Raw genomic sequence first — 26,235 nt, 5'->3', positions numbered from 1 at the left:
CAACGAGTGTGCAGCCATGAGCCAGATCAGCAGCCTGACCCACGCCATCTCCATCGACCCGCACAGCGGCGAGCAGATCGGCAGCTACCCTTTCGACACCGACGCCGCACTGGAAGCGGCGCTGCAACGTGCCAAGGCTGGCTATCGCCAGTGGCGCCAGGTGTCGCTGGGTCAGCGCAGCGAGAACCTGCTTGCCCTGGCCGACACCCTTGAGGCCAAAGCCGAAACCTTCGCGCAGATGATCAGCCGCGAAATCGGCAAGCCGATCAGCCAGGCCCGGGGTGAAGTGAACAAGTGCGTCGGCCTGTGCCGCTGGTACGCCGAGCACGGCCCGGCGATGCTTGCGGCTGAGCCGACCCAGGTCGAAAAAGCGCGTATCGAATACCGCCCGCTGGGCCCGATCCTGGCCGTGATGCCGTGGAATTTCCCGATCTGGCAGGTGCTGCGTGGCGCCGTACCGGCGATCCTGGCCGGCAACACCTATGTGCTCAAGCATGCGCCGAACGTCATGGGCAGCGCCTATCTGATGGCCGACCTGTTCAAGGATGCCGGCTTGCCCGAAGGCGTGTTCGAGGTACTCAACGTGACCCCGGACGGCGTCACCCGCGCCATCAACGACCCGCGCATCGCTGCCGTGACGTTGACCGGCAGCGTGCGTGCCGGCATGGCGATCGGCGCTCAGGCCGGTGCCGCGCTGAAGAAATGCGTGCTCGAGCTGGGTGGTTCCGACCCGTTCATCGTGCTGGCCGACGCCGACCTGGATGCTGCGGTGAAAGCCGCCGTGGTTGGCCGCTACCAGAACACCGGGCAGGTCTGCGCCGCGGCCAAGCGCCTGATCGTGGAAGAGAGCATCGTCGAGGCATTCACGCGCAAGTTCGTCGAGGCGACACGCCAGTTGAAGGTCGGCAACCCGCTGGAAGATGACACCTACATCGGCCCGATGGCGCGCTACGACCTGCGCGACGAGCTCGATGGCCAGGTCCAGGCGACCCTCGCCGAGGGCGCCACCTTGCTGTTGGGCGGCAACAAGGTCGAAGGCGTGGGCAACTTCTACGCACCGACCGTGTTCGCCAACGTCACCCCGGACATGACCGCGTTCAAGCAGGAGCTGTTCGGCCCCGTGGCTGCGATCATCACTGCCCGCGATGCCGAACATGCGGTGGAGCTGGCCAACGACAGCGAATTCGGCCTGGCATCGACCATCTACACCGCAGACTATGCCCTGGCCGAGCGCATGACGGCAGCGCTGGACACCGGTGGGGTGTTCATCAACGGCTATTGCGCTTCTGACCCCCGCGTGGCCTTTGGTGGGGTGAAAAAGAGTGGCTTCGGGCGTGAGCTGTCGCATTTTGGCGTGCGCGAGTTCACCAACGCGCAAACCGTGTGGCTGGATCGCAACTGATTTCGTGAGCCGGGGCTGCTTTGCAGCCCCGGCACGCTCAATCGCGAACCTGGTCCTTGACCCAGTCCAGCATCCCCCCTGGCACGATCAGCTCGTGCCGCGCCCGCGAACATGCGGTGTACAGCCCGGCCAGCATCCGTGCCCGCTCATTGCGGTTGCCGGCCGTTACCGGCGCAACCATCAGCTCCGGCGAGACCATCACCCGGGCGAACTCCATGTTCTTCACATCGCGTACACGGCCAAGGAACAGCTTGGGCGCCTTGTCCCAGCGGTAGCGGCTCTTGGCCTTGGCAAAGTGCTCCGGGGTGTAGCCCTTGCGCAGCATATTGGCCACGGCAACGAACGCCTTGTCGTCCCCCTTGTCTTGCTCAAGCGCCTGCCAGCTTGGGTATCGGAACAGCATCGGGTGACGCGGCCGCGTGCCATAGCGGTACAACTCGATGCAATCCTCGACGAACAGCTCGAAATCCTTGCGCGCGCTTTGCAGCAGCACGAACGGCACACCCTGGTGGGTCAGGCGCTGGAACCAACCGAACAACCCCCACTCGTCATCGACGATCAACGCGGTGGGCTGCTCGGGTACCGTCACAGCATCGAAGAAACTGACCCGCGTGTAATGCTCGGCACTGCCGCTGAAGGCTGCCTGGATGGCCGCCGGGTGGGCCTGGATCAACGGGTTGAGTACGCTGTCCATGGCAGGCCCTGCGCGTAATGAATGGTCGATGTAACGCTGGCGGATGAAGCCGCCATGGTGCGGGCTCAAACCATTGAGGTTCTGCAGCTCATCGCCCAGGGCAATGACAGATTGCGGGCTGCGGTCCAGCACGGCGACCATGGGTGCGGACAACTCGTGGGCTTCATCGACGATCACATGGGTATAGCGGCTGTCGATCAGTTCGGCCGTCAGCGACAACAGTTTGACCCGATGGTAATCGCGCACCGGCAACTGGATCTCGCGCGACGATGGGCGGGTCAGCTCCTGCCAGTACAACCTGGCCTTTTCCAGCAGCACTTCCTGATCCAGCGGCGAGGTCCCCGGGCCGGCCCAGGGCAAGTGATGCAGCTGCAACTGGTTGTCGCCGCTGCGGCAGAAGCTGCGCACGGCCTTGATGCACAGGGCGACCACGTCCCGGGCGGCCAAGGGGCCGATATCCGGGATGGCCAGCCATTTCACCACCTGCGCCTCTTGCGGGCGCCATGACAACTTGGTTCGGTACGGATCGCGCAGGCGCCAACCGTTGCTGGTGAGGTCGCGGTTGAGAATCTCGTCGGCCAGTTGGCCAAAGGTCATCGCCGTGTACGCCTCAGCATCCTTGACCCGTGCCCGCAGTGCCCTGAGCTGGCCTTCGGTGAGGGCCAGCAGCAAGGTGCGTTGCGGGTCGAGCAGGCGCGCGAACTGGTGGATCAGGAAGGTTTTGCCGGTACCGGCGAACCCCTGCACCGCCACCGACTCGTCCACCCCGGACAAGAACTCGCGCAGCAGGCGGTTCTGCTGGTCGCTGAGCATGAGGTCGCTGGCCAACGACGGCAGGTACACCGGGTGCAACGGCGTGACCCGCTGCCGGTAGCTGTCGGCGAACTGGAAGTTCCACTGGCCTTCGGCGTCCTGAAATTCCTCTGCCGGGTAGTCGACTTCGGGTGATACCAGCGCGACGCCGTTCTCACCCAGCATGCCGAGCCCCATGGCAAACGCCTCGCGGTCGAAATGCTGCGCTACCTGGCCCTGAAAACGGCCAGGCGCCGCCGTTTCGACCTCATTGGCAATACGCACGATTTCAGCGAAGCGGCGTTCCTGTGCGTCAGCCGAAACGCTGGCAGGCTGGCGCGGCAGGTTCTGCACGAACAGCACGGCGGCCGCCTGCAGCACGCTGGCGCCAGGGAAAAAATCGGTGGCTGGGGGGGCGCTGGCGAGGCGCTCGGCCTGGTCGCTGGGCAAAGGCAGGTAGAACATCGGGACCTCGGGTGAACACTGCCGGGCACGATAGCAACTTTCCCGAGGCAATGCTGGGTTTAACCGCGAACCGGCCGGCCCCGCTTGAGCGTCTCGCTGGGCAGTTCCCGGAACAACTGCCGATAGCTTTCGGAAAAGCGCCCCAAATGCCAGAACGACCAGCGCATGGCCACTTCGGCAACCGTCACCTCGCCACCGCGCAACAGGTCGCGCCGCGCCCCATTGAGCCGGCGAAGCCGCAGCCAATGGGCCGGCGGCATGCCGGTAAACGCCTTGAATGCCTGCTGCAGCTGGCGCAGGGAAACGCCGGCAACGTCTGCCAACTCCAGCAGGTTAAGGGTTTCTTCGGGGCAGTCGGCAGCCCACTCACTGACCCGCTGCATGATCGCCCGCTCCTCTCCCCGCCGCCCCAGCGCTCCGCCCTGCAGCTGCTGGCAGGCGTTATCCAGGATGAACAGGCAGTCTTCCAGCAACTGTTCGGCCAACGCTTGCCCCGCAAGTGGGCAATCGGCTTGCCCCAGTCGCGTCAGGGTAGCGCTGAGCCAGCTGCCGAACAGCGCATTCTGGCCGCTGCCCAGCGGCACCATGAACAAGCCGTCAAGGCGCTGCGGGTCGAGGCCGTGGCTGGCCAGGAAGGCCTGGTCGAACACCACCGCCACCTCCTGGTAGTTCTCCGGTGTGATCCAGATATTGCGGCTCTGTTCGTTGAGCAGGTACAGGCTGTTTTCGCTGCGGTCGAAGCAAAACGCCAACGCGCCGCTGGGGGCACGGAAAAACTGCTCGACCCGCGTGTTCAGGCGCTCTTCGTACACCTGCACGCCATCCAGGCCCAGGCAACGCAGCTGGCCGCTGAAGTGGCCGGGCGACATCTGCCGGTACTGCTGCTGCCAACCGGGGGTGGCGCGCACCTGTTCGGTCACATCGGTGGTATGGAAGGCCTGGACCTGCAAGGCATTGGGCGTTGTCACGCTGCGTCCTAATTGCACTCTTTTGGTGCATTCATTGCCGAAGAAAGTGGATAGATTGCCCCTGGGGGCTGCGCCCAAGATAGCCCTCAGCACGGCATGTGGGAAGGCTCCTGCACACCAGTGCCACAAAAACCCAACCAAGAGGTCTGTATGAACGCCCCCTTCGATCAGCTTTCCACCTGGCTGAAAGAACACCGGATCACCGAAGTCGAATGCGTGATCAGCGACCTGACCGGCATCGCCCGCGGCAAGATCGCACCGACCGCCAAGTTCCTCCATGAGCGTGGCATGCGCCTGCCCGAGAGCGTGCTGCTGCAGACCGTCACCGGCGACTACGTCGACGATGACATCTACTACAGCCTGCTCGATGCCGCTGACATCGACATGGTCTGCCGCCCCGACCCGACTGCGGTGTATCAGATCCCCTGGGCCATCGAACCGACCGCCATCGTGATCCACGACACCTTCGACAAACAGGGTAACCCCATCGAACTGTCGCCGCGCAACGTGCTGAAGAAGGTGCTCAAGCTCTATGCCGACAAGGGCTGGCGGCCGATCGTCGCTCCGGAGATGGAGTTCTACCTGACCAAGCGTTGCGAAGACCCGGACTTGCCACTGCAAGTGCCACTGGGCCGCTCCGGCCGCGCCGAAAGCGGGCGCCAGTCGTTTTCCATCGATGCCGCCAACGAATTCGACCCCTTGTTCGAAGACGTCTATGACTGGTGCGAACTGCAAGGCCTGGACCTCGACACGCTGATCCACGAAGACGGCCCGGCGCAGATGGAGATCAATTTCCGCCATGGCGATGCGCTGGACCTGGCCGACCAGATCACCGTGTTCAAGCGCACGATGCGTGAGGCGGCGCTCAAGCACAACGTGACGGCCACCTTCATGGCCAAGCCGATCACCGATGAACCGGGCAGTGCCATGCACCTGCACCAGAGCGTGGTCGACATCGCCAGCGGCAAGCCGGTGTTCGCCAACGACGATGGCAGCATGAGCGCGCTGTTCCTGCACCACATCGGCGGCCTGCAGAAGTACATCCCCAAGCTGTTGCCGATGTTTGCCCCGAACGTCAACTCCTTCCGCCGCTTCCTGCCGGACACCTCGGCGCCGGTCAACGTCGAATGGGGCGAGGAAAACCGCACCGCCGGCCTGCGCGTGCCGACCTCGAGCCCCGACGCCATGCGCGTGGAAAACCGCCTGCCGGGTGCTGACGCCAACCCCTACCTGGCGATCGCCGCGAGCCTGCTGTGCGGCTACCTGGGCATGGTCGAGAAGGTCGAACCCAGTGCGCCGGTACAAGGCCGCGCCTACGAGCGGCGCAACCTGCGCCTGCCGATCACCATCGAGGACGCGCTGCAGCACATGGAGGACTGCCAGACCGTACAGCGTTACCTGGGCAAGCAGTTCGTCCAGGGTTACGTGGCGGTCAAACGTGCCGAGCATGAAAACTTCAAGCGTGTGATCAGTTCGTGGGAGCGTGAATTCCTGCTGCTCAGCGTCTGATCTGCGGGGGCTGCCGTGCAGCCCCTCACACCCAACCCAAAGAACAAGACCAACGAGGTGTCGACATGCGTCATCTGCAAGCCCTGATTCCTGCAGCATTCACCCTGCTGTTCGGTGCAGCCGCCCAGGCTCAGCCCACGGTCAGCGTGTACAACTGGACCGACTACATTGGCGATACCACCCTGGCCGACTTCCAGGCCAGCAGCGGGATCAAGGTGGTCTATGACGTGTTCGATTCCAACGAAACCCTGGAGGGCAAGCTGCTTGCCGGGCGCACCGGCTACGATGTGGTCGTGCCGTCCAACCACTTCCTCGCCCGCCAGGCGCAGGCCGGTGCCTTCCTTCCACTGGACCGCAGCAAGCTGCCGAACTGGAAGCACCTGGACCCGAAACTGCTCAAGCAACTTGAGCAGAACGACCCCGGCAACCAGTACGCGGTGCCCTACCTGTGGGGCACCAACGGCATTGGCTACAACGTCGAGAAGGTCAAAGCCGCACTGGGCATCGAGCGTATCGACTCCTGGGCGGTGCTGTTCGAGCCAGAGAACCTGAAGAAACTCAAGCAGTGCGGGGTGGCCTTCATGGACTCGCCCGACGAATTGTTCCCGGCCATGCTCAATTACCTGGGCATGGACCCGCGCAGCGAAAAGCCGGCTGACTACGCCAAGGCCGAAGCGCACCTGCTTGAACTGCGCCCCTATATCACCTACTTCCACTCGTCCAAATACGTTTCGGACCTGGCCAATGGCGACATCTGTATTGCCTTCGGCTACTCCGGCGATGTGTTCCAGGCCGCCAACCGCGCTGTCGAGGCGAAAAACGGCGTGAAGATCGCCTACAGCATCCCCAAGGAAGGCAGCAACCTGTGGTTCGACCTGCTGGCCATTCCCAAGGACGCCAGCAACCCCGAGCAGGCGCTGGCCTTCATCAACTACCTGCTCGAACCACAGGTGATCGCCAAGGTCAGTGCCACCGTCGGCTATGCCAATGCCAACCCCGACGCCAAGGCCTACATGGATGAGTCGCTGGTCAACAACCCCGAGATCTACCCACCCCAGGAGGTGCTGGACAAGCTGTACATTTCCAGCACGCCGAGCCCGAAGATCATGCGGGTCATGACCCGCTCCTGGAGCAAGATCAAGTCCAACCGCTGAGCCGAGAGCGCGCCATGCCATTCGACACCCAACACACTGCGTCGTACTACGCCGCTACCGCGCGTGATACCGCGCCCTACCCCAGCCTGGACGGCGAACTGACCGCTGATGTGTGCGTGGTCGGCGCTGGCCTGACTGGGGTCAATACGGCGCTGGAACTGGCCGAGCGTGGCCTGTCGGTGATCCTGCTCGAAGGCCGGCGCGTCGGCTGGGGCGCCAGCGGGCGCAACGGAGGCCAGTTGATCCGCGGCATCGGCCATGACGTCAGCGGTTTTGCGCGCTATGTCGGCCAGGACGGCGTGCGCTACCTGAAACAGGCCGGCATCGACTCGGTGGCCCTGGTGGCCAGGCGTATCGAGCAGTACGGCATTGCCTGCGACCTGCGCTGGGGCTTCTGCGAACTGGCCAATACACCTGCCCAGTTCGCGGCGTTCAAGGACGAGCAGCGCGAGCTGGCGGAGCTTGGCTATGGCCATGAAACGCGCCTGGTCGGCCCTGAGCGACTGCATGAGATCGTTGCCAGCGACCAGTACGCCGGCGGGCTGGTGGACATGGGGTCGGGCCATCTGCACCCGCTCGACCTGGTCCAGGGTGAAGCGCGCGCGGCCCATGGCCTGGGGGTACGCATTTTTGAGCAGAGCCCGGTGCTGCGCATCGAGCATGGCACCACGGTCACCCTGCACACCGCTCGGGGCAAGGTCAGGGCACAAAGCCTGGTGCTCGGTTGCAACGCCCACCTGGACGAACTGGAGCCACGCCTGAGCGGTAAAGTGCTGCCTGCCGGCAGCTACGTGGTGGCCACCGAGCCACTGCCCGAGGCTGTGGCCAAGGCGCTTATCCCGCAGAACATGGCGATGTGCGACCAGAAGGTCGGCCTGGATTACTACCGCCTCACCGCAGATCGTCGGCTGTTGTTCGGCGGGGCCTGCCATTATTCAGGGCGCGACCCGAAGGACATCGCCGCCTACATGCGGCCCAAGGTGCTCAAGGTGTTCCCGCAACTGGCCGACGTGCGCATCGATTACCAATGGGGCGGGATGATCGGCATCACCGCCAACCGCTTCCCTCAGGTCGGGCGGCTGAGCCAGTACCCGAATGTCTACTACGCCCAGGGCTACTCTGGGCATGGCCTGAATGTGACGCACTGGACGGCCAGACTGCTGGCTGAAGGGATCGCTGCCGGGCACAGCCAGGGGCTGGATGTCTTCAGCGCCGTACCCCACCTTACCTTCCCGGGCGGCAAGGCGTTGCGCTCGCCGCTGCTGGCGTTGGGGATGCTGTGGTATCGGGTGCGCGAGGTGCTGGGTTGACTCAGCACTCGACGAACGCCACCGCCAAACCACCACGCGAGGTTTCCTTGTAATTGGCATGCATGTCGGCACCGGTATCGCGCATGGTGCGGATTACCCGATCAAGCGAGATGAAGTGCTCGCCATCACCGCGCAGGGCCATCTGCACGGCATTGATCGCCTTGACCGCGGCAATCGCATTGCGCTCGATACACGGCACCTGGACCAGGCCTGCGACCGGGTCACAGGTCAAGCCCAGGTTGTGTTCCAGGGCAATTTCGGCGGCGTTTTCCAACTGCGGCGGTGTAGCGCCGAGCACTTGGGCGAGGCCTGCCGCGGCCATCGAGCACGCCGACCCCACCTCGCCCTGGCAACCCACCTCGGCACCGGAGATCGATGCATTCTTCTTGCACAGGATGCCGACAGCGGCAGCGGCCAGCAGGAACGCCACCACATCGTCGTCACAGGTAGCGGGGTTGAATTTCATGTAGTAGTGCAACACCGCGGGGATGATGCCCGCCGCGCCGTTGGTCGGCGCTGTGACCATGCGCCCGCCAGCGGCGTTCTCTTCATTGACCGCCAGGGCGAACAGGTTCACCCACTCCATGGCACTCAGGGTCGAGCCGATCACATTGGGTTTGCCCAGTTCCTGCAGGCTGCGATGCAGGCGTGCAGCGCGGCGCTTGACGCCAAGCCCGCCAGGCAGGATGCCCTCATTGCGCAGGCCGTTGTCGACGCATTCACACATCGCCGCCCATATCCGCAGCAGCCCTTCGCGCACCTCGGCTTCAGGGCGCCACGCGCATTCATTGGCCAGCATCAGCTGGGCAACGCTCAACTGGTGGGCCTTGCACAGCGCCAGCAACTGGGCGGCACTGGAGAATTCGTAGGGCAGCGGGACTGCAGCCGCCTGGTTCTGGGGCGCGTCGATTTCACCCTGTTCGACAATGAAGCCGCCACCAACGGAGTAGTAGGTCTGGCTGAGCAGGCTGCCCTGCTCGTCCATTGCCTCCAGGGTCATGGCATTGGGGTGGTACGCCAGGTTTTCCTCCAGCAGCAGCATGTCGCGTGCATAGATGAAAGTCAGCGGGTGGCTGGCGTCGAGCATCAGGCATTGCTCCTGCATCACCTGGCCAATGCGTGACTCGATGGTGGCCGGGTCGATCCGGTCCGGCCACTCCCCCATCAGGCCGAGCAGGCAGGCGCGGTCAGTGGCATGGCCCACACCCGTGGCGGAAAGCGAACCATAAAGCCGTACTTCGATACGCCTTACCTGGCCCAGCAAGCCCTGGGTGCGCAATGCCTGGGCAAAGGTGGCGGCTGCCCGCATGGGGCCGACGGTGTGGGAACTGGATGGGCCGATGCCGATTTTGAAAAGGTCGAAAACACTGATAGCCATGCTAATGCCTGACCGCGCCGGCCTGTATCACCGTTACGCGGCTGTCTGGATAAATTGAACGCTATTGCGGATTTGCGCGATACTGCCGCGCTCACCTGTTGATGACCAACGAAACTTTCTAAGCAAGGCTTTAGCAGAACTAAACGATGCGACGACAAATGAACGGCCAGATGTTCGTCTGGCTGCATGTTTTTTCCTGTGCGGCACGGCATCTCTCTTTCACCCGCTGCGCCGAGGAACTGCACATCACCCCCGGTGCGGTCAGCCAGCAGATGCGCCAGCTGGAGGAGCGCCTTGGTTACCGCCTGTTCCTGCGCCGGGCGCGGGGGGTAGAGCTGAGCGCCGAGGGGCAGCGCCTGGCGCAGACCGTGGCCGAGGCCTACGGCAGTATCGAAGCCGAATTGCTGCGCCTGGACGCCGGCGAGATCCGCGGCACCTTGCGCGTACGCTCGATTCCCTCGTTCCTGGCCAAGTGGCTGACACCGCGCCTGCCGCGCTTCCAGCAGCGGTATCCGGATATCGAATTGCGCCTGGTGGCCGAAGACAGTGCGCAGGCGTTGAACCCGGGCGACTTCGACCTGGCCATTGACCTGAATGATGGCAGCTACCCGGGCATGCTCTCGACCCCGCTGCTGGACGAACAGATCTTCCCCGTCTGCTCGCCAGCCCTGCTGCGCGGCCGCCCGCCACTGCACGGGCCTGCGGACCTTGCCCACTATCCACTGCTGCACGACATCACTGCCTGGCGCGGCAGTTCAGACTTTGCCGAATGGGAGTTCTACCTGGAGGGCATTGGTGCGCCACGGCTGGATGTGCGCCGGGGGCATACCTTCAACCGCAATCACCTGACGATAGAAGCGGCGATTGCCGGGATCGGCGTGGCCATAGCCCGTCGCACCTTACTCAATGATGAACTGGAACGGGGTGCGCTGATCGTGCCCTTCGGTGTGCCGATCGCCAACCACAAGCGCTATGTAGTGCATTACCCGCCAGGCGGGCTGAACCAGCCGGGCGCTCGTGCGGTACACGACTGGCTGGTGGAAGAGGCCAAAAGCTTCCTCCTGCAGCACCCTGTTCAAGCCCGTACCGCGTCCACCCGCACACCCGCGTAATCATTCGACTGCAACGCGTTTCACATCGAAATCAAACGAGGGAACGTACTCACCGGCCAGCAAATGTGGGCATTTGGACGAGACAAAGTTGTCGCTCAACAGGTCTTGGGCGCTGTCATAACCCGGCATGGAAATGCCTGTGATGTTCAACAACGTATGCGGGAGAGAAGAAATACTGACGGTCTGCCCTTCCCGCTGCTTGAGCTTTTGCAGCGTTTGCGCCTGCCGCTGCAGCAGGCTGCCTGAAGCCCAGAAAAACGCCGCGACCGAAAGGTCATACTCATTGCCCATACCGTGCCCTAGCAGGCCGCGGCTGTCATCCAGCAAATTCTCGCCATGGTCTGACGAATAGACCAACAGCGCCTTGCGCTGGCTGCTTTTGAGTTGATCGATGATCCTTCCCAACAGCCAGTCGGTGTACAAGATGGAGTTATCGTAATCTGCGGTGATCCGGTCCTTCGCGCTGTCGGTCGCAGGCTTGAATGTGCCGAACTCGCGTGGGTAGCGGCGGGCGTAATCGAAATGGCTGCCCTTGATATGAATAAAGATCGCCTGTTTTTGCGTGCCGCCTTGCTCGACGATGTTTTCGTAGGCCGACATCAATGCACCGTCGTAGCTGCGCTCAAAGTACTGCCGGCTCTGGGCCTCGGCAGCAATTTGCGGAATGATCCCGCCAAAACTGTCGACTTCCTGGGAAGACAGCCAGTACGTCTTGTAGCCGGCGGCGCGGTAGATGCCAACCAGCGATTTGGTCGAGGCGATCAGGTCCCAGTGCTCGATCGGCTCCAGGCTGAGCATCGAGGGCACCGCGACCGACGTATGCGGCGCCGTGGTGCACATGTTGTTGAACTTGAACACCCCCGACTCTTTGTCAAGGTTCGGCGTGGTGGAATGGTGGTAACCATACAGCGACCAGTTGTGTGGCCGTGAAGACTCGCCGATGACGAACACGAGGGTCTCCACGTCAGCGGCGTCCGATACTGCTGTTATTTTTACCTCGGACTCCAGGCGCTGTTTGATATAGCGCTTCGACTCGGCATACAACGTTACCGTCAAGCCGATTTGCGACAAATAACCCACAGGGGTACTTTGGTCCTTCGCTGCCAGGTCCAGGACTGCACTCCTGCCCAGCGAGTTGAGCTTTACGGTTTTATAAAAATAGGCGCCATACCCCAACACCAAGGCACTTATCGTCAAACCGAAAATTGCCTTGTTCTTGTAAAACGTGCGCCCGTGCAACCCTGCCAGCCCAACGCCGTAGCACAGCACGAATACCAGCAGCACCGCGCTGATCGAATGCCAGTAGGTACTGAGGAAATCAGTAGCCTCTTTGTAATTGGTCAGCCCGATAAAAAGATAGGCCGCCGTCAAGCGTGAACCGAAGTTCAGCACCAGAAACAGGTCCACGCTGGCCGCCAGATAAAATGGCAACAACAGAAGATGAACCTTGAATTGATTGGTTGAAACGAAACGCGTGGCCAGCAGCCATAACATTGAAATGGCAAACGTATAGATAACCAGCAAATCCGTTTTCGAGCAATTGCACTCGGCCAGTAGCCTTACGAACAACGGCGACAGCAGAAACGACCATAACAGCAGAACCGGCCACTCTGCCTTCACTACCCTCGAGGCAACACCGCCCAGCCGAGACATGGTTTTCATTGATCACTGACCCTCTGGATGGCGCTCGGTCGAGTACCGGCCTTCAATAAGCCTGCTTGCCGGTAAAGGCATTGAGCGTTCGTACCAGAATCACGAAGTCGAGCCAGAGCGACCAGTTGTTGATGTACTCGATGTCCGAGTTCACCCGCTGGATCATCTGTTCGATGTCCTTGGTTTCCCCCCGGTAGCCACGTACTTGCGCCAAACCTGTCATGCCGGGCTTGATGTTGTGGCGGGCGAAATAATCGACGATGTCCTGGGAGTACAGTGTGTCGTGTTGCAACGCATGCGGGCGTGGGCCCACCAGCGACATCTCGCCGGTCAGCACATTGAAAAGCTGCGGCAATTCATCCAGGCTGGTGCGTCGGATGAAGGCACCGACCCGGGTCAGCCTGGGGTCATTCTTTTGCGCCTGCTGGACCACGCCACTGTCGGGTTGGTGAACGCGCATGCTTCGAAACTTCCAGATGCGAAAAGACTCCCCCGTCCACCCGGTACGTTCCTGGCGGAAGAACACCGGCCCGGGGCTGTCGAACTTGATGACGGCGGCGACCACCAGCAGTACCGGCGACGCACACAGCAGAATGAACGCGGCCAGCACGCGGTCTTCCAGGTTCTTCAGGAACAGGCTCATGCCCGTGAGCGGGGTTTCAGACAACGTCAGTACCGGGATGCCGGCAATTTCACGGACGCTGTGGTTGATCAGGCGCAGCGAGAAAATGTCGGGCACCCAGTTGACCGCAATGCACTTGTCCAAAAGTTTCAGGTAGACATCGTTGATCAGCTCAGAGCCGCCGAGCGGCGTCACCAGGTACACCGTTCGGATAGCCTGCTTGGCGATGATCTCGTCCAGGTCGGCAATACGGCCCAATACAGGCAAGCGCAATTTTGCATCGGCAGTGCCCTGCCCATCGAGCTGTTCATCGATCAGCACACAACCCACCACCCGCTCTCCGAACCAGGGGTTATTGCTTATTTTCTGGTAGAGGAAGTTGGCCAGGTCGCCCCCACCGATAATCAATGCGTTGTCCTGGCGAGCATGGGCAGTAAAACGCTTTTGCAGTTCGCGCACCACAATATGCAACAGCAACTGCACAGCGTAACCAAATATAAACAACTGCCCCACCAACAGCCGCGAATACGTTTCGCTTTGTTTGGTAAGAAAAGCGATAACCACCAGAAAACAAAACGTCGCAGACCACGCCTTGAACAGCCTGAAAGCTTTGACGGAAAGGCCAACGTTACTTCGATAAATGGCATAGTGGTCATAAATGACGGCCAGCGCACCGATCAGCAACAGCAGCATGATGACGTAGTCTGAAGTAATATAACCAAACTGATCGTAAATCAGATACCACGCGACACTGGTGACCGCTATGCCATCGAGGCCGGCTTGAATGGCGTTACTCACGCTACTTCTTCGCTGGAGCAAGGAACGGCTGCTTCTAGGCTCGAATACCATTATGAGGCCTCTTTTTATGTGCGTGACCCACGCGTCGCCATTACACCCGTGCGATAAAACCAACCTTAGGTTCAATACCAAATCATTAAAAAGCTGCCACGCCACCCCACGCCGCTTGATATCACTGTAGCAGTACCCGGCAGCCCGTGCGGGGCTGAATCCTCCTCGCTCAGGGTTCTGGCAGGGTCGCTTTGCTGCACAGCAGCGCCCGCAGCAGGAACAGTGGGTTGCCGACCACATAGCGCACGAACAGACGCCTGGGTTCCCTGCTCAGCCTGTACACCCATTCGCCGCCCAACCGGCGTAACCAGTCCGGGGCCCGGGTGACCTTGCCGCCCATGAAGTCCAGGATCGCTCCGCCGCAGACGATCAGGCAGGGCCTGCCCAGTTCAGCCAGGCGGGCCGCGACGTTCTCCTGCTTGGGCATGCCCATGCCCAGCACGATCAGCTCCGGCTGCTGCTGCCGCGCCAGATCAATGTAGGTGTCGATACTGGCGAAACCGTCATGCAGCGACACGACATTAACCCCGTAAAGCGCTTCACCCTGTTCGGCTGCCTGGCTCAGATACGGCTCCTGGGTGCCCCAGAACGCTACCCGCCTGCCGTTGTAAGCTGCGAGCAGTTCGGGAATGAAGTCGGTGCCGTTCATGTTCAGCCCGGGCGCCAGCCCCAGGCGCCGATACAGTATCGCGATGCCGGAGCCGTCGCGCAGCAGCACGTCCGCTGCCGCCAGCGCTGTGCAATAGTCGGGGTTGGCAGCCACCAGGTTCATGGCATGGGCATTGACGAAGCCGAGCACCGTTGCCGTTCGCGGAGCGCTCAGTGCCTGCAGCACCTTCTGCTCATCAGCCGCGTCATCGACCACGCGCAGCTTGCCGATGATTGTCTTCCAGCGTTGCAACCAGGGCCATGCGTCCATTCAGTTGTCATCCCGTTTCGAGCGCACCCATTCAACCTGGCGCTTGAGCAGAAAACCGAGGTACAGGGGAATCTTCTTCGCCGCGTAGAACGGGGCATACAGCAATACGGAAAACGGGATCACCTCACGCGAGAAGCGCCACCAGGCCAACAATACCGCGGCCACCAACAGCACCAGGTTGACGGTGGCAAGCACTGCCGGCAGTAAAATGCCGAAGAACAGAAATGCCAGCCATGCCACGCTGAAGACCACCATCATGGCCAATGCCAGCAGCGCCAGCGGCGGTACCAGCAGGTCCACGGCCATGGCCAGCAAAGGCCAGTTACCCTGCGTCAGCGAGCGACGAATCAAACCGGGGCCCTCCGTCAGCAGCAGCCCCAGATGGCCATGTTCCCAGCGGGTGCGTTGGCTGGTGAGACCTTCCTGGCTGGTCGGGAACTGGCTGGTGACCGTAGCAGCCGGGCAGAACAGCGGCGGTTTACCATCGCGGCACAGCTCCAGGCCCAGCTTGATGTCTTCGACCAGATGGCCGGTCGCCAGGTTGGCCGCGGTCACATCCTGCCAGCTGAACGCCATGCCCGCCCCCATCAACTGGCACGGCAAGCCTGCCCGAGCCCATCCACGCGGGCGCACGAGATTCTTCACGCGCCAGGCGAATTCGGCGACCTGCACTTTCAGCCCGGCGCCTGCAGGCGCATGCATCAGGTACAGGGACTGCACAGGCCGGCCGGCCTCGATGCAACAGTGTGCCAAGCGCTCGACGGCACCGGCACTGACCTGGCAATCGGCGTCGATGATCAGCACCACGTGCGGCGGGTTGTGCGCCAGATGCCGTACACCGTAGTCCAGCGCATAGCCCTTGCCCCGCAGGTGCGCGTCCTGGCGCTCGATCACCTGCGCACCGGCAGCACGCGCCAGTGCGGCGGTATCGTCGGTGCAGTTGTCCGCCACCACCAGCAACTGGTCGCCCTCGCGCAATTGCGCGCCGATGGCCGCAAGTGCCGACTCGATGACCAGCGCCTCGTTATGCGCCGGTACCAACACCGCCACCCGTGGGCGTGCGCCCTTGGGCTGTGGCACCGGCCGCGCCGGCAGGCAGGCCAACAGCACCTGGACCAACAGCACCAGTACCGGCAGAAGCACAAGCAGTGCCACGATGCCCAGCAGCCAACTCAGTAAAGTAATCATGCAATTGCCTTGAAATAGCGAACCAGCCTGGCCGCTTCGGTATCGATATCGTGGCGCTGGAGCACGCGCTCGTAAGCCGCTTGCCCCATACGCTGCAGGGCTTCGGCAGGCTGCGCCAGGCAATCGGCCATGGCCGCAGCCAACTCCTGCACTTCGCCTGCCGGGAACAGCCAACCGTTTTCCCCCTGCCGAACCAGCTCGGGTATGCCGGCCACATAGGTAGTCAATACCGGCCGACGCAGGGCCATGGCCTCCATGATGACCACCGGCAACCCTTCGGCGAAACTCGGCAGCACCAGTGCGCGGGCGGCCAGGATTTCTTCACGTACCTGGGCGCTGCTGATCCAGCCAGTGACGCGCACCTGTGCCTGCAAGCCATGGCGGGCAATCAACGCGTCGATCTGCTCACGCTTTTCACCATCGCCGGCCAGCACCAGTTCAAACGCTACGCCCTTGGCCAGCAGGATTCGGGCCGCTTCGAGCAGCAGCAGTTGGCCCTTCTGCTCGCACAGCCGCCCTACGCACACCAGCCGCGGCGTTGCCGGGGGCGCAATGGCCGAACCTTCATGGAAACTGCGCTCCAGGCCGCAATGCACCACCTTCACCTTGACCCAGTGCTCATGTGCCACCCAGCGAAACAACTGGCTGCGCCCGTAGGAGCTCACCGCAGCGACGAATGCTGCGCGGCGGACCTTCTCATCCATGTGCAGGAATTGCGGCTTGTCGAACTCCTCGGGGCCATGCACGGTGAAGCTGTAGCGGGGGCCACCGAGCGCGTTGGCCAGCATGACCACTTCGGTGGAGTTGGTGCCAAAGTGCGCGTGCACGTGCTCAGCATCAGCGCCTTGCAACCACTGCACGACACGGCAGGCTTCCGCCAGGTAGACCAGGTGATAGGGCCAGGGTCGGTCGGCGCGCACCCCCATGCGCAACGCCAGGCGCAACGCTGACATGAAACGCCGCGGCTCGGCGCGCGCTACCTGCAGCATCGGTTTGAGCAGGCCCTTGACGCCCCCTTGCAGCACGTAGCGGGTCTTGCCCCGCTCGGCGATGTCTTCATCGTCCTGCAACTCGGCGTCCCAGCCGCGCAGGGCGATGCGTTGAACCTCCATGCCTTGACGTTCGAGCGCCAGAATTTCGCGACGAATGAAGCTGTGACTGACCTTGGGATACTGATTGATGAAATAAGCAATGCGCATACGCCCCCAAATCGAAATCCGTTTACTGATAGGGTCGGGCCGCTTCTGCGACGCCCTGACCTTTACCTCATGCTGTGGCTCACTGACTACAGGCTAGCTGAGGATGCAACGGCAGCTCTGTTTGCGCGGCGGTGCCGGGCAGTGCTGCTTCTATCTTGGCGAAAACGTCGTCCAGTAGCGCGTTACGCCGTCGGTACATGGCCCGTTTCTTCGGCGCGATGTCCTCCAGGTTACGCCTGGCAGCTGCCAGGGGGACCACAAAGAAGTCCTCACGCTCCGACGTTTCGGCACCGCTCTCCTGCCATATCACATCATAGTTGGCTGCCAGGTCCTGAGCCTTCTCAACCCCGAAATACGGGTGACGGTGGTGCCGGCACTGATCGCCGACAGCATAGATGCGGGCGACCCCGGCCGCTCTGGCCAGGCACTTGAGGGCTTCTAGCAGAAAGCTTCTGGGGCGCAACCCTTCGAAATCCTTGGTCAGGTCGCGGTAGATGTTCAGCGAGGTTTCGCTGTCGATGCCTTTATGGATGCCCTGCACGGCACCAATGAACAGGCACAGCTCGCCCTCTGTGCGGCACAGCGTGAACGCCAGCGACGCCACACGCAGGTCAGCCTGGAACAGGTTGATCACCAACTCCCCTTCCCGCTTGAACCAGATGGGCCGATCCAGCACCAGGGTGCACCCGTTGGAGTAGGCGGACAGGTCGCAGACAACCTGGCGCTCCTCGCGCTCCAACAGCAACAGTGCCGGGCAATGGCTGGCGACCACTTCATAGTGCGATGCCACCACATCGAGCCGTTCACGGGCGTCCCAGCATTTGCTGATGTAGGGCCACTGCACCACCCCGATGCAGTCCACGCCCAGCCTGGCGAAGCGCTCGTTGCCCAGCGCACCTGACATGCGCTGCATGAACGTGCGCAAGTCCGGCCACTGCCTGATCATTGCTGTGGCCAGCTTGTACTTGTTGTTAAGCGCCCGCAGCGAATAGCCGGGTTGCAAGGTGAATACGCTTCTGGCTAACGATCCGAGCATCTTAGGCATCTCATTTGTACTCGATCAACGCCGGGTTACCGGCCATGAACCTGTTCAGCACAAACCTCATCTGGCCCAGCATCTCCGGGAATTTGCCCAGCACCAGAAATACCGCCTGTACTGCGTTTTCACGCGCCGACCTACCGCCACGGCGCGCCAGGCGCAGCATCTGCAGCGGGTAGACCAGCAGCAGTACCAGTGCCCACAGGCCCATCCAGATGCTTGCTAACGCGACCAGCAGTGGAATGCCCAAGCCCCAAACCCAGGCACGGCGCGACTCGCGCAGCCAATGCCGCTCCGGCGGTGCGCCATGCAGTGAGGCGCCCTCGGCATAGGCATAACCTGCGCGTACGCTGCGCCGCCACCACTGGCCGAAGCGCGTCATGGCGGCATCGTGCAGGGTCATCTCAGCAGCCAGGCGCCAGACCTTCCAGCCGGCCGCCCTCAGCCGCACGCACAGTTCGGGCTCTTCCCCAGCGATCAGTGCAGAGCGATAACCTGCGACGGCCACGAAGGCATCGACACGCATGAGTGCATCACCGCCACAGGCCTTGGTTTCCCCCAGCGGGGTATCCCACTCCAGGTCACACAGCCAGTTGTAGACAGAGTGCTGGGGAAAGCGCTCGCGGCGCCGCCCACATACCACCGCCACCTGCGGGTGGGTGTCGAGAAAGGCTTGCGCCGTGACGAGCCAGCCGGCATGCACTTCGCAATCGCCATCGACGAACTGCACATGGTGTACTGCAGGCAGGGCCTTTTGCAGGCAGGCAAAACCCTCATTGCGTGCACGCGCGGCGGTGAAAGGTATGGTCATGTCCAACGTCAGCACCTCGACGCCCAAGGCCGATGCTCGTTGCACGGAGCCGTCCGTGGAGCCTGAGTCCACGTACACCACCTTGTCCGCACGCCCCGCCAGCGACGCCAGGCAGCGTTCCAGGCGAAGGCCTTCGTTACGGCCGATAACCACCACTCCAATGCCTGTCACCTTGAGCCTCACTCGCAGCGCTTGAGGGAACCACCCCGGGTACGGTCAGCCATTGCCTGGCTCATGTGAACTCCATCGCTTCGCTGGGTTTTCGGGCCTTGATGGTCGCAGGCACGCCCACAGCCAGTGAATTGTCCGGCACATCGATCAACACTACAGCGTTGGAGCCGATCGACACGTTGTTGCCGATGCGAATGTTGCCCAGCACCTTGGCCCCGGCGCCGATATCGACGTTGTTGCCAAAGACGGGCGCAATCGGTTCATTGACATTCTTCAGGCCGACCACCACACCATTGCGAATCCGACAGTCATCACCGAATCGCGCATAGCCGCTGATGACGATGCCGCCGAAATGGTCGATGACGAAGTTGCGACCGATCACCACTTCACACGGTAACTCGACGCCGGTGATGATCTGTACGAACTTGAACAGCACCTTGTAGACGAACGACAGCACTTTACGCAAAGGTGCCGGCCGCACGCCGTAGCGCCAGCGGCCAAAACGATAGACCAGCAGTACCCAGAAGCCCTGGGCACCCCAATCTCCACCGTGTGCACGCAAGTCCGCGCGTATGTTCTGGAACATGGCTTCACCTACCGTGTGGGTTGGCTGGCAAACTGGGTCTTGAGCAACAGTGACCAGGTGGCGCGCGTGTGCAGCCAACAGGCCTTGATCGCGCCCCAGCCTCGCCCCTTGAGCAATGCCTTGAGCGCCAGCACCAGGTCACCCAGGCTCACCAGCAGCATGTGCAGGATCAAGCCCGGCACGCCATGGTGCTTGCGAAAGTACAGCAGCTCGCTCTCGATCTGGTAGCTGGAGATCTGCCGGCTTGCAGCCTCCAGTTCGGCGACCGACTTGGAGCTTTCCCCGCCAATGTGCACCACGGTGGTGTGCGGGTAGAACACCACCTTCCAACCGGCCTCCTTCACTCGCTTGCAATGGTCGACTTCCTCGTAATAAAGAAAGTAGCGCGGATCGAACAGGCCCACCTGATCGAGCACCTCGCGGCGCACCAGGTAAAAGCAGCCCGGCAACCAGTCGCATTCACGCACCGAGGCATGGTCCCAGGCCATCTCGTCGACCATCTTCAGCCCGGGGAAAAAGCGCCCCAGGCCGGTACGCGCGACAAACACATTCAAGGGCGTGGGGAAGTAGCGGCAACTGGGTTGCAGGTCACCGTCGCGCCCCACCAGGCGCACGCCCAGAACGCCACAGTCCGGGTGCGCGTCCATGTAATCGACGGTTTTTTGCAGGCTGTCAGCAGCGACGAAGGCGTCGGTGTTGAGCAGCAGCGCGTACTTGCCCTGCAGGTGCGCCAGCAACTGGTTGTTGGCGCGGCCAAAGCCGACATTATGCGTGTTGCTCAGCAGCACAGCTTCCGGGCAGACCTCGGCCAGGCGCTGCACCGAATCATCGACGGATGCGTTGTCCACTACCAGGTAACTGGCCAGCCGTTCACTCCCGGCTTGGCGCAGCGCATCGAACATCGGCTGCAGCAACGATGCGGTATTGAAATTGACGACCATCACGTCGACGGGTTTGCTATCCATTGCTGCCGTCTCCGAAGAAATACTCGCTGCGTTGGCGTGCCAGCGCAGGTTCCACGGTCGGGTCGTAAGCACCTTTGCGTTGCTTGACCGTCTCGATCCAGGGGTAGGCATTGCAGCGCGCCTCGACCCGGCTGATCAGTTCTTCAGTCGTACAGATGACTTTGGCCGGGTTGCCCCCGACCACCGTGCCGGGTGGAACATCCTTGGTGACGACAGCGCCTGCAGCGACCACAGCGTTCGGCCCTATGGTCACGCGCGGCATGACGATCGCACCATGCCCGACAAAACAGTTGTCCTTGATGTCAATGTAGCCGACCGAATCAAGGTGTTTGCCGTAACAGATCTCGATCAGCGCAACCACACCGTCGTGTCCGATCAAGGTGCAGTCCGACAGGCCCACATTGCTACCGATGCGTACCAGAGTGGGGTCGGTGACATTGCAGCCGCAATTGATATAGACATTGCTGCCCACCGAGTGGAATTTGCCCCACCGTGCCAGGTAGGTACCCCACTCCAAGGGCGTCGGGTTGCAGAATTTCTTGTAAGCCGAGCCTCCCCGTCCTGTTGAGTAGACATACTGCGTCATGGCATTGCGTATCCATCCAATCATTCTGCTACCCTCGCACGTCAAGCGGTCCTGGACTGTCCCTGAGGCGAACCGGTCTCGTTCTTCTTTATGCTGACCGTATCGCGCTCAACCCTTTCCCCACATTGCTCATCCCTTCGAACAACTGCCCCACTGGCCGCCTTCATCTTCGTATCGAGGTGGTCGGCCAATCTGAGTGCGAACTGCAACAGCGGCATCGTCGGGTTCGAGGCGCCACCTGTGGCAAAAATGCTGCTGCCCGCTATATAGAGGTTTTCACTGCCGAACACCTTGCAGTTGGCGTCGACCACGCCGAACTCGGGGGATGCCGCCATGCGTGTGGTGCCCATGTGATGGGCATGGGGCGACAGTTTCAGGGGCAACTCGGTGTCATAGACAAAATCGTTGAGCTTGACGAAGCCGAGCCCCGCCTGGGCGAATTGCTTGGCCAGTTCAGCGCCGATGCACTTGATGGTATGCCTGTCGGTGGCACTGAGTACCCAATTGACATTGACCTTGGCCACGCCCAGCTCATCTGTTTCGTCGAGCAGCGAAATGCGGCTTTGTGCATCCGGGAACTGTTCGATCATCGTGGTCATGACGCCATCGCCGGGGCAACTGAACTTGGCGACGAACTCGATCTTGCTGGCCAGCCCCATCTGACACGCCAGGGTTTCCAGAAAGTATTTGACCTCGGCCGTTCTGCCGTAGGTCTGCACATCGGAGAGCACCGTAGCGGAAACATTGCCCTTGCCGGCATGGTACTCAGCGACGAATGCATCAGTGGTGTAATACTGGCGCGGCTCGGTGCCCAAGCCATCTTTGAGTATGAAGGTACCCAAGTCGATGTTCAGGTGTTCCATCAGGCAACGCCCGGTCAGGCCCTCCTTTTTCACCACGCCAGCACCCACCAGCGAAGCGCTGTTGAGCAATTGCCTGGCATTCTCGATCGCCCCCATCGCCAGGACGAACTGACTGGCCGCGACACGCTCGCGATGCTGGTCGTAATCGGACACCACCGCTGCCTTCAATTGCCCTGAAGCCTGATCGAATTCGAGGTCGACACAGTTGCAGTTGATGAACACTTCCAGCCCGGGCGTTTCGTTGAGCGCCGATGCGTACTTTTGCGCAAACCGTGTTGGCGGGCTCAGCAGAAAACAGTCAGCATCGAATTCGCCACCGTTCAAGCCGGTGTTCACGGTTTTAAAACCAGCCCCGTTCGGCAGGTCAACGATCGCCATGGCCGCCGGCAGGTAGCGCTCGATCTGCGCATAGTCGATCGGCCAGCCCGGCAGGCCGACAGGCGGCGCTACGGCAAAATCGGACGAAGTGAAGGGGCGACAACGGCCTGCCCAATGATTGGAGGTGCCGCCCAGGTAACGCAGGCGCGTCTGTTCGGCATACAGCTCAAGGCCGGTCGAGGTGCACGCGTAGAGTTCCTGCGAGCGCGGCTCATACTCACGCCCTCCCCCCTCGAGCAGCACCACACTCCACCCCGCCTGCGCCAGCTGCAGGGCCAGGGTGATGCCGGCCGGGCCGGCACCGATGATGCACACGTCGTAGGCTTCGCGCAGGGTTTTCTCAGCCTCGAAGTCCTTGATCATGCTCGACCGTCCTTGAAGTATTCCGAAGGCAAGACCCAGCCGTTGATCACAACGAACCCGCCCTTTTCCGCCGGTTTGCGCCCAGCGCCAGGGACGATACCGAAAACAGCTACGCCGACGCCCAGCAACACGCCATTGCGAAGAAAGCCGCGGCGACCCGATTGCCGATCAAGAAACTGTAGCTTCCCCATGATCACAAGACCTATGCCGTTGATTTTATCTAGCCCGGTATCGTTATGTGCAGCCTGCCGGGAAGGCTTCAGAGCCAGTCGAACAAACGCGTGATCAGGAAGCCACACAATGCGCCGACCGCAATCATCGGTAGCACCACAAGTTCACGCTTCATACTCCAGATATTCAGCTTGGAATTGACATAGACGATCAGTGCCAGCGTCGGGAAGGTATGCAGAGCGGCCCCCCATATGGCGTATTTCACTCCGCCAATGGCCAGCAACAACGGTATCAGTGCCCACAAAGAGACGAGCCGGATGATGTTGTCCATCGCCTGGTACTTGGTATGGCCCAAAGCGATCCACAACTGATGTGCCAAGGTATAGCGCAAGGTGAAGAACGACAGCGACAGGATGGCCAGCATCGGGCCTGCGTCGGCATAGCGCTCATCGTACATCCAGCCGATCAGCAGCGGGCTGGCAGTCAGGAAACCGCCACACAGGAACAGCATGACCAGATCGACCAGCAGCCTGAAGTGGAAGTAGAGTTTTTTCAGGCGCGCCTGGTCACCGGCCCTGGCCGCTTCGCTGAAGGCTGGAAGCGCCACTGACCCGACCAGTTTGAGCAAGCCGGTCTGGATCGACCCGAGAATCAGCACGGCAATGGAATACACCCCAAGCTGCGCCACCGTCATCGTGCCGCCGAACCAGATGCGGTCGCCATACATGGCCAATACCCCGACCATCGAAGACAGCAGTATCCAGCGCCCGAACACGATCAGTTCGGTGAGCGCTGCACGGTCCCATTGCAGGCGGTTGTGCGGGCCATGCAAGGCGAAATGGCCCAGTAACGTGCCAACCAGCGCCGAGGCCAGGCCGGCGACCACCAAAGACCAGATGGACCGGGTGAAATAGCCGATCACCAGCATCGTGACCAGCCCGACGACCTGCGATGCGAGCTCTATCAGCACCACGCGCTTTTGCTGGAAGGCGCGTACCGCGACGTCTATCTTGGTGGACTGGAAACCCCAGATGATCGCTGAAATGCCGGTCACCGCCAGCACCAGCGGCAGCTCTGGCGCTGCATAAGTGGAATGCGCCGGCCACAGATCGGCCAGTTGCGCCCACCAGGCGCCGAGGGCCAGCAGCAGCGTCAGCGCGAACAGCACAAAGCCGCGCACGATCTGCACCGTCCAGGCGGTGTTGAGGAACAATGGGTCGTCGCCGCGGTGGCTCTGGATGATGTTCTGCCGCAGGCCGACATCGGACAGCAGGTGCAGCAGCACAGAAACGGTGGTGGCAATGACCATCACCCCAAACATTTCCGGCAGCAGTATCCGCGCCATGATCAGGTTGCCGCCCAAGCGCAGCACCTGCGAGGCCACCAGCGAGACCAGGTTCCATGCGCCTGCGCCCATGGCACGCTTGCGCAGACTGGCAGGTGCTTGCACATCAATCGACGGCATGACTTGAATCTCTGACTGAATGGCTAGAAGTCACTATAGTTTCAATTAGCCATGATGCTAGTGCCCATCCACCCGGGGACAGGTGACCTCTCCCATGCCCGAACATTTACGTGCGCTGATCGTCATTTTGTTCCTGGCTTGCGTGGTGTTCTTTCTCGCACGCAGCCCGGCAAAGGACCTGATTGCCGAGAGCGATTTCAAGCGCCGCCGCAACCTGTGGTTCGCGTTGACACTGGTGGCCTTTTTTGCCCACAGCTACTGGATCTACACCGCCGTTGCCGCCGTCATGCTGCTCACGGCCAGGCGCCGCGAGCGCAACCCCATGGCGCTGTTCTTCCTGTTGCTGTTCGTCATACCGCCCGCGTCGAAAGAGGTGCCCGGCTTTGGCGTGGTCAACTACCTGATCGAGCTGAACCATCAGCGCATCCTGACCCTGTGCGTGCTGCTCCCCGCCGCACTGGTGCTGAGCAAGCAGAGCGATACGCTGCGTTTCGGCCGCCTGTGGGCCGACAAGCTGCTGGCCGCCAGCCTGTTGCTGATGGGGCTGCTGTACCTGCGCGAGACCACGATTACCGATACCCTGCGCCAGGCGGTGTACTTGTATGTCGACGTGTTCTTGCCCTACTACGTCGCCAGCCGCGGGTTGAGGGAGCTGAGCGACTTCAAGGACGCGATGCTGGCCTTCGTCATTGCCGCTTTGGTCCTGTCGCTGCTGGCCGTCGCTGAGTACGCGCGCCACTGGCTGCTGTACAACGCGTTGCTCGACGCCCTGGGTGTGCAGTGGAGCATGAAAGGCTACCTGAGCCGGGGCGGTTCGTTGCGCGCCAGCGTCACCGCCGGCCAGGCCATTGCCCTGGGCTATGTGATCACGGTTGCGATTGGTCTGTTCCTGTTCGTGCAGGGCTTCGTGCGCAGCCAGCTGCAGCGCACCCTTGGGGCCTTGCTGCTGGCCGCCGGCCTGTTTGCGCCACTGTCACGGGGCCCCTGGGTGGGCGCGGTGGTGATGATTGTCGTGTTCATCGCCATGGGCAAGCGTGCAGTCACGCGCCTGTCCCTGCTCGCACTGGCAGGGGTGCTGAGCATTCCGCTGCTGACCATCGTGCCCGGCGGCGAAAAGATCCTCGACCTGCTGCCGTTCATCGGCAGCGTGGACAATGAGAACATAACCTACCGCGAGCGTCTGCTCGACAATTCGTGGATCGTCATTCAGCGCTACCCGTTGTTCGGATCGTTCGATTTCCGCAACACGCCGGAAATGCAATCGATGATCCAGGGCGAGGGCATCATCGACATCGTCAACACCTACATCGGCCTGGCGCTTAGGATCGGCCTGGTAGGGCTGGCGCTGTTCGTGGGGTTCTTCGCCTGCGTCCTGATGGGCATCAACAAGAGCATGCGTACCTTCCCCGACAAGAGTGACCCTTACCGCCAGCTCGGCAGGGTGCTGTTGGCGACCTTGCTGGGCATCCTGGTGACCATTTTCACGGTAAGCAGCATCACGGTAATCCCGGTGGTGTACTGGTCGATTGCCGGGCTCGGCATCGCCTACATCCAGATGGTCCGCAGGCACGCTTTCGCCGATGCCGAACACCCTGCCAACGCCAGCCTGCAACCGAGGTAGTT

20 protein-coding genes and 1 pseudogene are annotated in these 26,235 nt (G+C 61.8%); 6 read left to right on the top strand and 15 right to left on the bottom strand.

From position 1 onward, the window contains the following. The first annotated feature begins 16 nt into the window (after positions 1-16). A complete protein-coding gene (locus tag NGJ21_RS20215) occupies positions 17-1,402 on the top strand; it encodes an aldehyde dehydrogenase family protein (protein WP_251962572.1) in 1,386 nt (461 codons plus the stop codon). A gap of 37 nt (positions 1,403-1,439) precedes the next feature. Here the strand turns inward: NGJ21_RS20215 and NGJ21_RS20210 are convergent, their stop codons facing one another. Further along, a complete protein-coding gene (locus NGJ21_RS20210) occupies positions 1,440-3,353 on the bottom strand; it encodes a DEAD/DEAH box helicase (RefSeq protein WP_115274628.1) in 1,914 nt (637 codons plus the stop codon). A gap of 59 nt (positions 3,354-3,412) precedes the next feature. After that, positions 3,413-4,321 (bottom strand): helix-turn-helix domain-containing protein, encoded by a 909-nt coding sequence (locus tag NGJ21_RS20205; RefSeq protein WP_125923700.1) that lies wholly within the window; start codon positions 4,319-4,321, stop codon positions 3,413-3,415. A gap of 150 nt (positions 4,322-4,471) precedes the next feature. On the opposite strand from NGJ21_RS20205, the gene NGJ21_RS20200 reads away from it, so the two are divergent. The 3 genes from NGJ21_RS20200 to NGJ21_RS20190 all read left to right on the top strand — a co-directional run bounded on the left by NGJ21_RS20200 (position 4,472) and on the right by NGJ21_RS20190 (position 8,294). Next, positions 4,472-5,830 (top strand): glutamine synthetase family protein, encoded by a 1,359-nt coding sequence (locus NGJ21_RS20200; protein ID WP_046786007.1) that lies wholly within the window; start codon positions 4,472-4,474, stop codon positions 5,828-5,830. 65 nt (positions 5,831-5,895) lie between these two features. Further along, entirely contained in the window at positions 5,896-6,984 is a 1,089-nt protein-coding gene (locus tag NGJ21_RS20195) for a polyamine ABC transporter substrate-binding protein (protein WP_046786006.1), read from the top strand. Between the two features lie 14 nt (positions 6,985-6,998). Then, entirely contained in the window at positions 6,999-8,294 is a 1,296-nt protein-coding gene (locus tag NGJ21_RS20190; protein WP_174141919.1) for an NAD(P)/FAD-dependent oxidoreductase, read from the top strand. 1 nt (position 8,295) lies between these two features. Here the strand turns inward: NGJ21_RS20190 and NGJ21_RS20185 are convergent, their stop codons facing one another. After that, positions 8,296-9,672, bottom strand: a complete 1,377-nt coding sequence (locus NGJ21_RS20185) for an L-serine ammonia-lyase (protein WP_251962571.1) — start codon at positions 9,670-9,672, stop codon at positions 8,296-8,298. 146 nt (positions 9,673-9,818) lie between these two features. Here NGJ21_RS20185 and NGJ21_RS20180 point away from each other — a divergent pair, with 146 nt between their 5' ends. Next, positions 9,819-10,784, top strand: a complete 966-nt coding sequence (locus NGJ21_RS20180) for a LysR substrate-binding domain-containing protein (protein WP_046786003.1) — start codon at positions 9,819-9,821, stop codon at positions 10,782-10,784. On the opposite strand, the gene NGJ21_RS20175 is transcribed toward NGJ21_RS20180, so the two are convergent. The 12 genes and pseudogenes from NGJ21_RS20175 to NGJ21_RS20120 all read right to left on the bottom strand — a co-directional run bounded on the left by NGJ21_RS20175 (position 10,785) and on the right by NGJ21_RS20120 (position 24,612). Beyond that, the gene (locus NGJ21_RS20175; RefSeq protein WP_251962570.1) at positions 10,785-12,446 is read right to left on the bottom strand and encodes a phosphoethanolamine transferase; all 1,662 of its coding nucleotides are present in this window, start codon (positions 12,444-12,446) and stop codon (positions 10,785-10,787) included. Positions 12,447-12,489: 43 nt separating this feature from the next. Beyond that, a complete protein-coding gene (locus NGJ21_RS20170) occupies positions 12,490-13,908 on the bottom strand; it encodes an undecaprenyl-phosphate glucose phosphotransferase (RefSeq protein ID WP_046786001.1) in 1,419 nt (472 codons plus the stop codon). 169 nt (positions 13,909-14,077) lie between these two features. Further along, a complete protein-coding gene (locus NGJ21_RS20165; RefSeq protein ID WP_046786000.1) occupies positions 14,078-14,827 on the bottom strand; it encodes a WecB/TagA/CpsF family glycosyltransferase in 750 nt (249 codons plus the stop codon). After that, positions 14,828-16,015, bottom strand: coding sequence for a glycosyltransferase family 2 protein (locus NGJ21_RS20160; RefSeq protein ID WP_251962569.1), 1,188 nt, complete (start codon positions 16,013-16,015; stop codon positions 14,828-14,830). Next, positions 16,012-17,214, bottom strand: coding sequence for a glycosyltransferase (locus NGJ21_RS20155; protein WP_119687151.1), 1,203 nt, complete (start codon positions 17,212-17,214; stop codon positions 16,012-16,014). The genes NGJ21_RS20160 and NGJ21_RS20155 overlap by 4 nt, the downstream gene beginning before the upstream one ends. Positions 17,215-17,293: 79 nt before the next feature. Further along, positions 17,294-18,250, bottom strand: a complete 957-nt coding sequence (locus NGJ21_RS20150) for a VirK/YbjX family protein (RefSeq protein ID WP_115274621.1) — start codon at positions 18,248-18,250, stop codon at positions 17,294-17,296. A gap of 10 nt (positions 18,251-18,260) precedes the next feature. Next, positions 18,261-19,235 carry a glycosyltransferase family 2 protein gene (locus NGJ21_RS20145; protein ID WP_251962568.1) on the bottom strand — a complete coding sequence of 325 codons (975 nt, stop codon included), beginning with the start codon at positions 19,233-19,235 and terminating at the stop codon, positions 18,261-18,263. 61 nt (positions 19,236-19,296) lie between these two features. After that, positions 19,297-19,821 carry a serine O-acetyltransferase gene (locus NGJ21_RS20140; RefSeq protein WP_046785996.1) on the bottom strand — a complete coding sequence of 175 codons (525 nt, stop codon included), beginning with the start codon at positions 19,819-19,821 and terminating at the stop codon, positions 19,297-19,299. 8 nt (positions 19,822-19,829) lie between these two features. Beyond that, the gene (locus NGJ21_RS20135) at positions 19,830-20,786 is read right to left on the bottom strand and encodes a glycosyltransferase family 2 protein (RefSeq protein WP_046785995.1); all 957 of its coding nucleotides are present in this window, start codon (positions 20,784-20,786) and stop codon (positions 19,830-19,832) included. Next, positions 20,779-21,396 (bottom strand): acyltransferase, encoded by a 618-nt coding sequence (locus tag NGJ21_RS20130; protein WP_046785994.1) that lies wholly within the window; start codon positions 21,394-21,396, stop codon positions 20,779-20,781. Before NGJ21_RS20130 ends, NGJ21_RS20135 begins: the two co-directional genes overlap by 8 nt. Positions 21,397-21,518: 122 nt before the next feature. Continuing rightward, positions 21,519-22,976 (bottom strand): annotated as a pseudogene (locus tag NGJ21_RS20125) (FAD-dependent oxidoreductase); the annotation flags it as partial. 259 nt (positions 22,977-23,235) lie between these two features. Further along, a complete protein-coding gene (locus tag NGJ21_RS20120) occupies positions 23,236-24,612 on the bottom strand; it encodes an oligosaccharide flippase family protein (protein WP_115274618.1) in 1,377 nt (458 codons plus the stop codon). 94 nt (positions 24,613-24,706) lie between these two features. Between NGJ21_RS20120 and NGJ21_RS20115 the strand changes: the two genes are divergently transcribed. Then, a complete protein-coding gene (locus NGJ21_RS20115) occupies positions 24,707-26,233 on the top strand; it encodes an O-antigen ligase family protein (protein WP_251962567.1) in 1,527 nt (508 codons plus the stop codon). Positions 26,234-26,235: the final 2 nt, after the last annotated feature.

Source organism: Pseudomonas sp. Marseille-Q5299 (genome assembly GCF_943737035.1).
Classification (GTDB): Bacteria; Pseudomonadota; Gammaproteobacteria; order Pseudomonadales; family Pseudomonadaceae; genus Aquipseudomonas; species Aquipseudomonas putida_E.
This window is presented reverse-complemented; position numbering and strand designations above follow the sequence as displayed.

Bases quoted from the DNA above. Each gene is read 5' to 3' on its own strand.
- NGJ21_RS20215 (WP_251962572.1), top strand. From the start codon at position 17: ATGAGCCAGATCAGCAGCCTGACCCACGCCATCTCCATCGACCCGCAC.
- NGJ21_RS20210 (WP_115274628.1), bottom strand. From the start codon at position 3,353: ATGTTCTACCTGCCTTTGCCCAGCGACCAGGCCGAGCGCCTCGCCAGC.
- NGJ21_RS20200 (WP_046786007.1), top strand. From the start codon at position 4,472: ATGAACGCCCCCTTCGATCAGCTTTCCACCTGGCTGAAAGAACACCGG.
- NGJ21_RS20195 (WP_046786006.1), top strand. From the start codon at position 5,896: ATGCGTCATCTGCAAGCCCTGATTCCTGCAGCATTCACCCTGCTGTTC.
- NGJ21_RS20190 (WP_174141919.1), top strand. From the start codon at position 6,999: ATGCCATTCGACACCCAACACACTGCGTCGTACTACGCCGCTACCGCG.
- NGJ21_RS20185 (WP_251962571.1), bottom strand. From the start codon at position 9,672: ATGGCTATCAGTGTTTTCGACCTTTTCAAAATCGGCATCGGCCCATCC.
- NGJ21_RS20180 (WP_046786003.1), top strand. From the start codon at position 9,819: ATGCGACGACAAATGAACGGCCAGATGTTCGTCTGGCTGCATGTTTTT.
- NGJ21_RS20175 (WP_251962570.1), bottom strand. From the start codon at position 12,446: ATGAAAACCATGTCTCGGCTGGGCGGTGTTGCCTCGAGGGTAGTGAAG.
- NGJ21_RS20170 (WP_046786001.1), bottom strand. From the start codon at position 13,908: ATGGTATTCGAGCCTAGAAGCAGCCGTTCCTTGCTCCAGCGAAGAAGT.
- NGJ21_RS20165 (WP_046786000.1), bottom strand. From the start codon at position 14,827: ATGGACGCATGGCCCTGGTTGCAACGCTGGAAGACAATCATCGGCAAG.
- NGJ21_RS20160 (WP_251962569.1), bottom strand. From the start codon at position 16,015: ATGATTACTTTACTGAGTTGGCTGCTGGGCATCGTGGCACTGCTTGTG.
- NGJ21_RS20155 (WP_119687151.1), bottom strand. From the start codon at position 17,214: ATGCGCATTGCTTATTTCATCAATCAGTATCCCAAGGTCAGTCACAGC.
- NGJ21_RS20150 (WP_115274621.1), bottom strand. From the start codon at position 18,250: ATGCTCGGATCGTTAGCCAGAAGCGTATTCACCTTGCAACCCGGCTAT.
- NGJ21_RS20140 (WP_046785996.1), bottom strand. From the start codon at position 19,821: ATGTTCCAGAACATACGCGCGGACTTGCGTGCACACGGTGGAGATTGG.
- NGJ21_RS20135 (WP_046785995.1), bottom strand. From the start codon at position 20,786: ATGGATAGCAAACCCGTCGACGTGATGGTCGTCAATTTCAATACCGCA.
- NGJ21_RS20130 (WP_046785994.1), bottom strand. From the start codon at position 21,396: ATGATTGGATGGATACGCAATGCCATGACGCAGTATGTCTACTCAACA.
- NGJ21_RS20120 (WP_115274618.1), bottom strand. From the start codon at position 24,612: ATGCCGTCGATTGATGTGCAAGCACCTGCCAGTCTGCGCAAGCGTGCC.
- NGJ21_RS20115 (WP_251962567.1), top strand. From the start codon at position 24,707: ATGCCCGAACATTTACGTGCGCTGATCGTCATTTTGTTCCTGGCTTGC.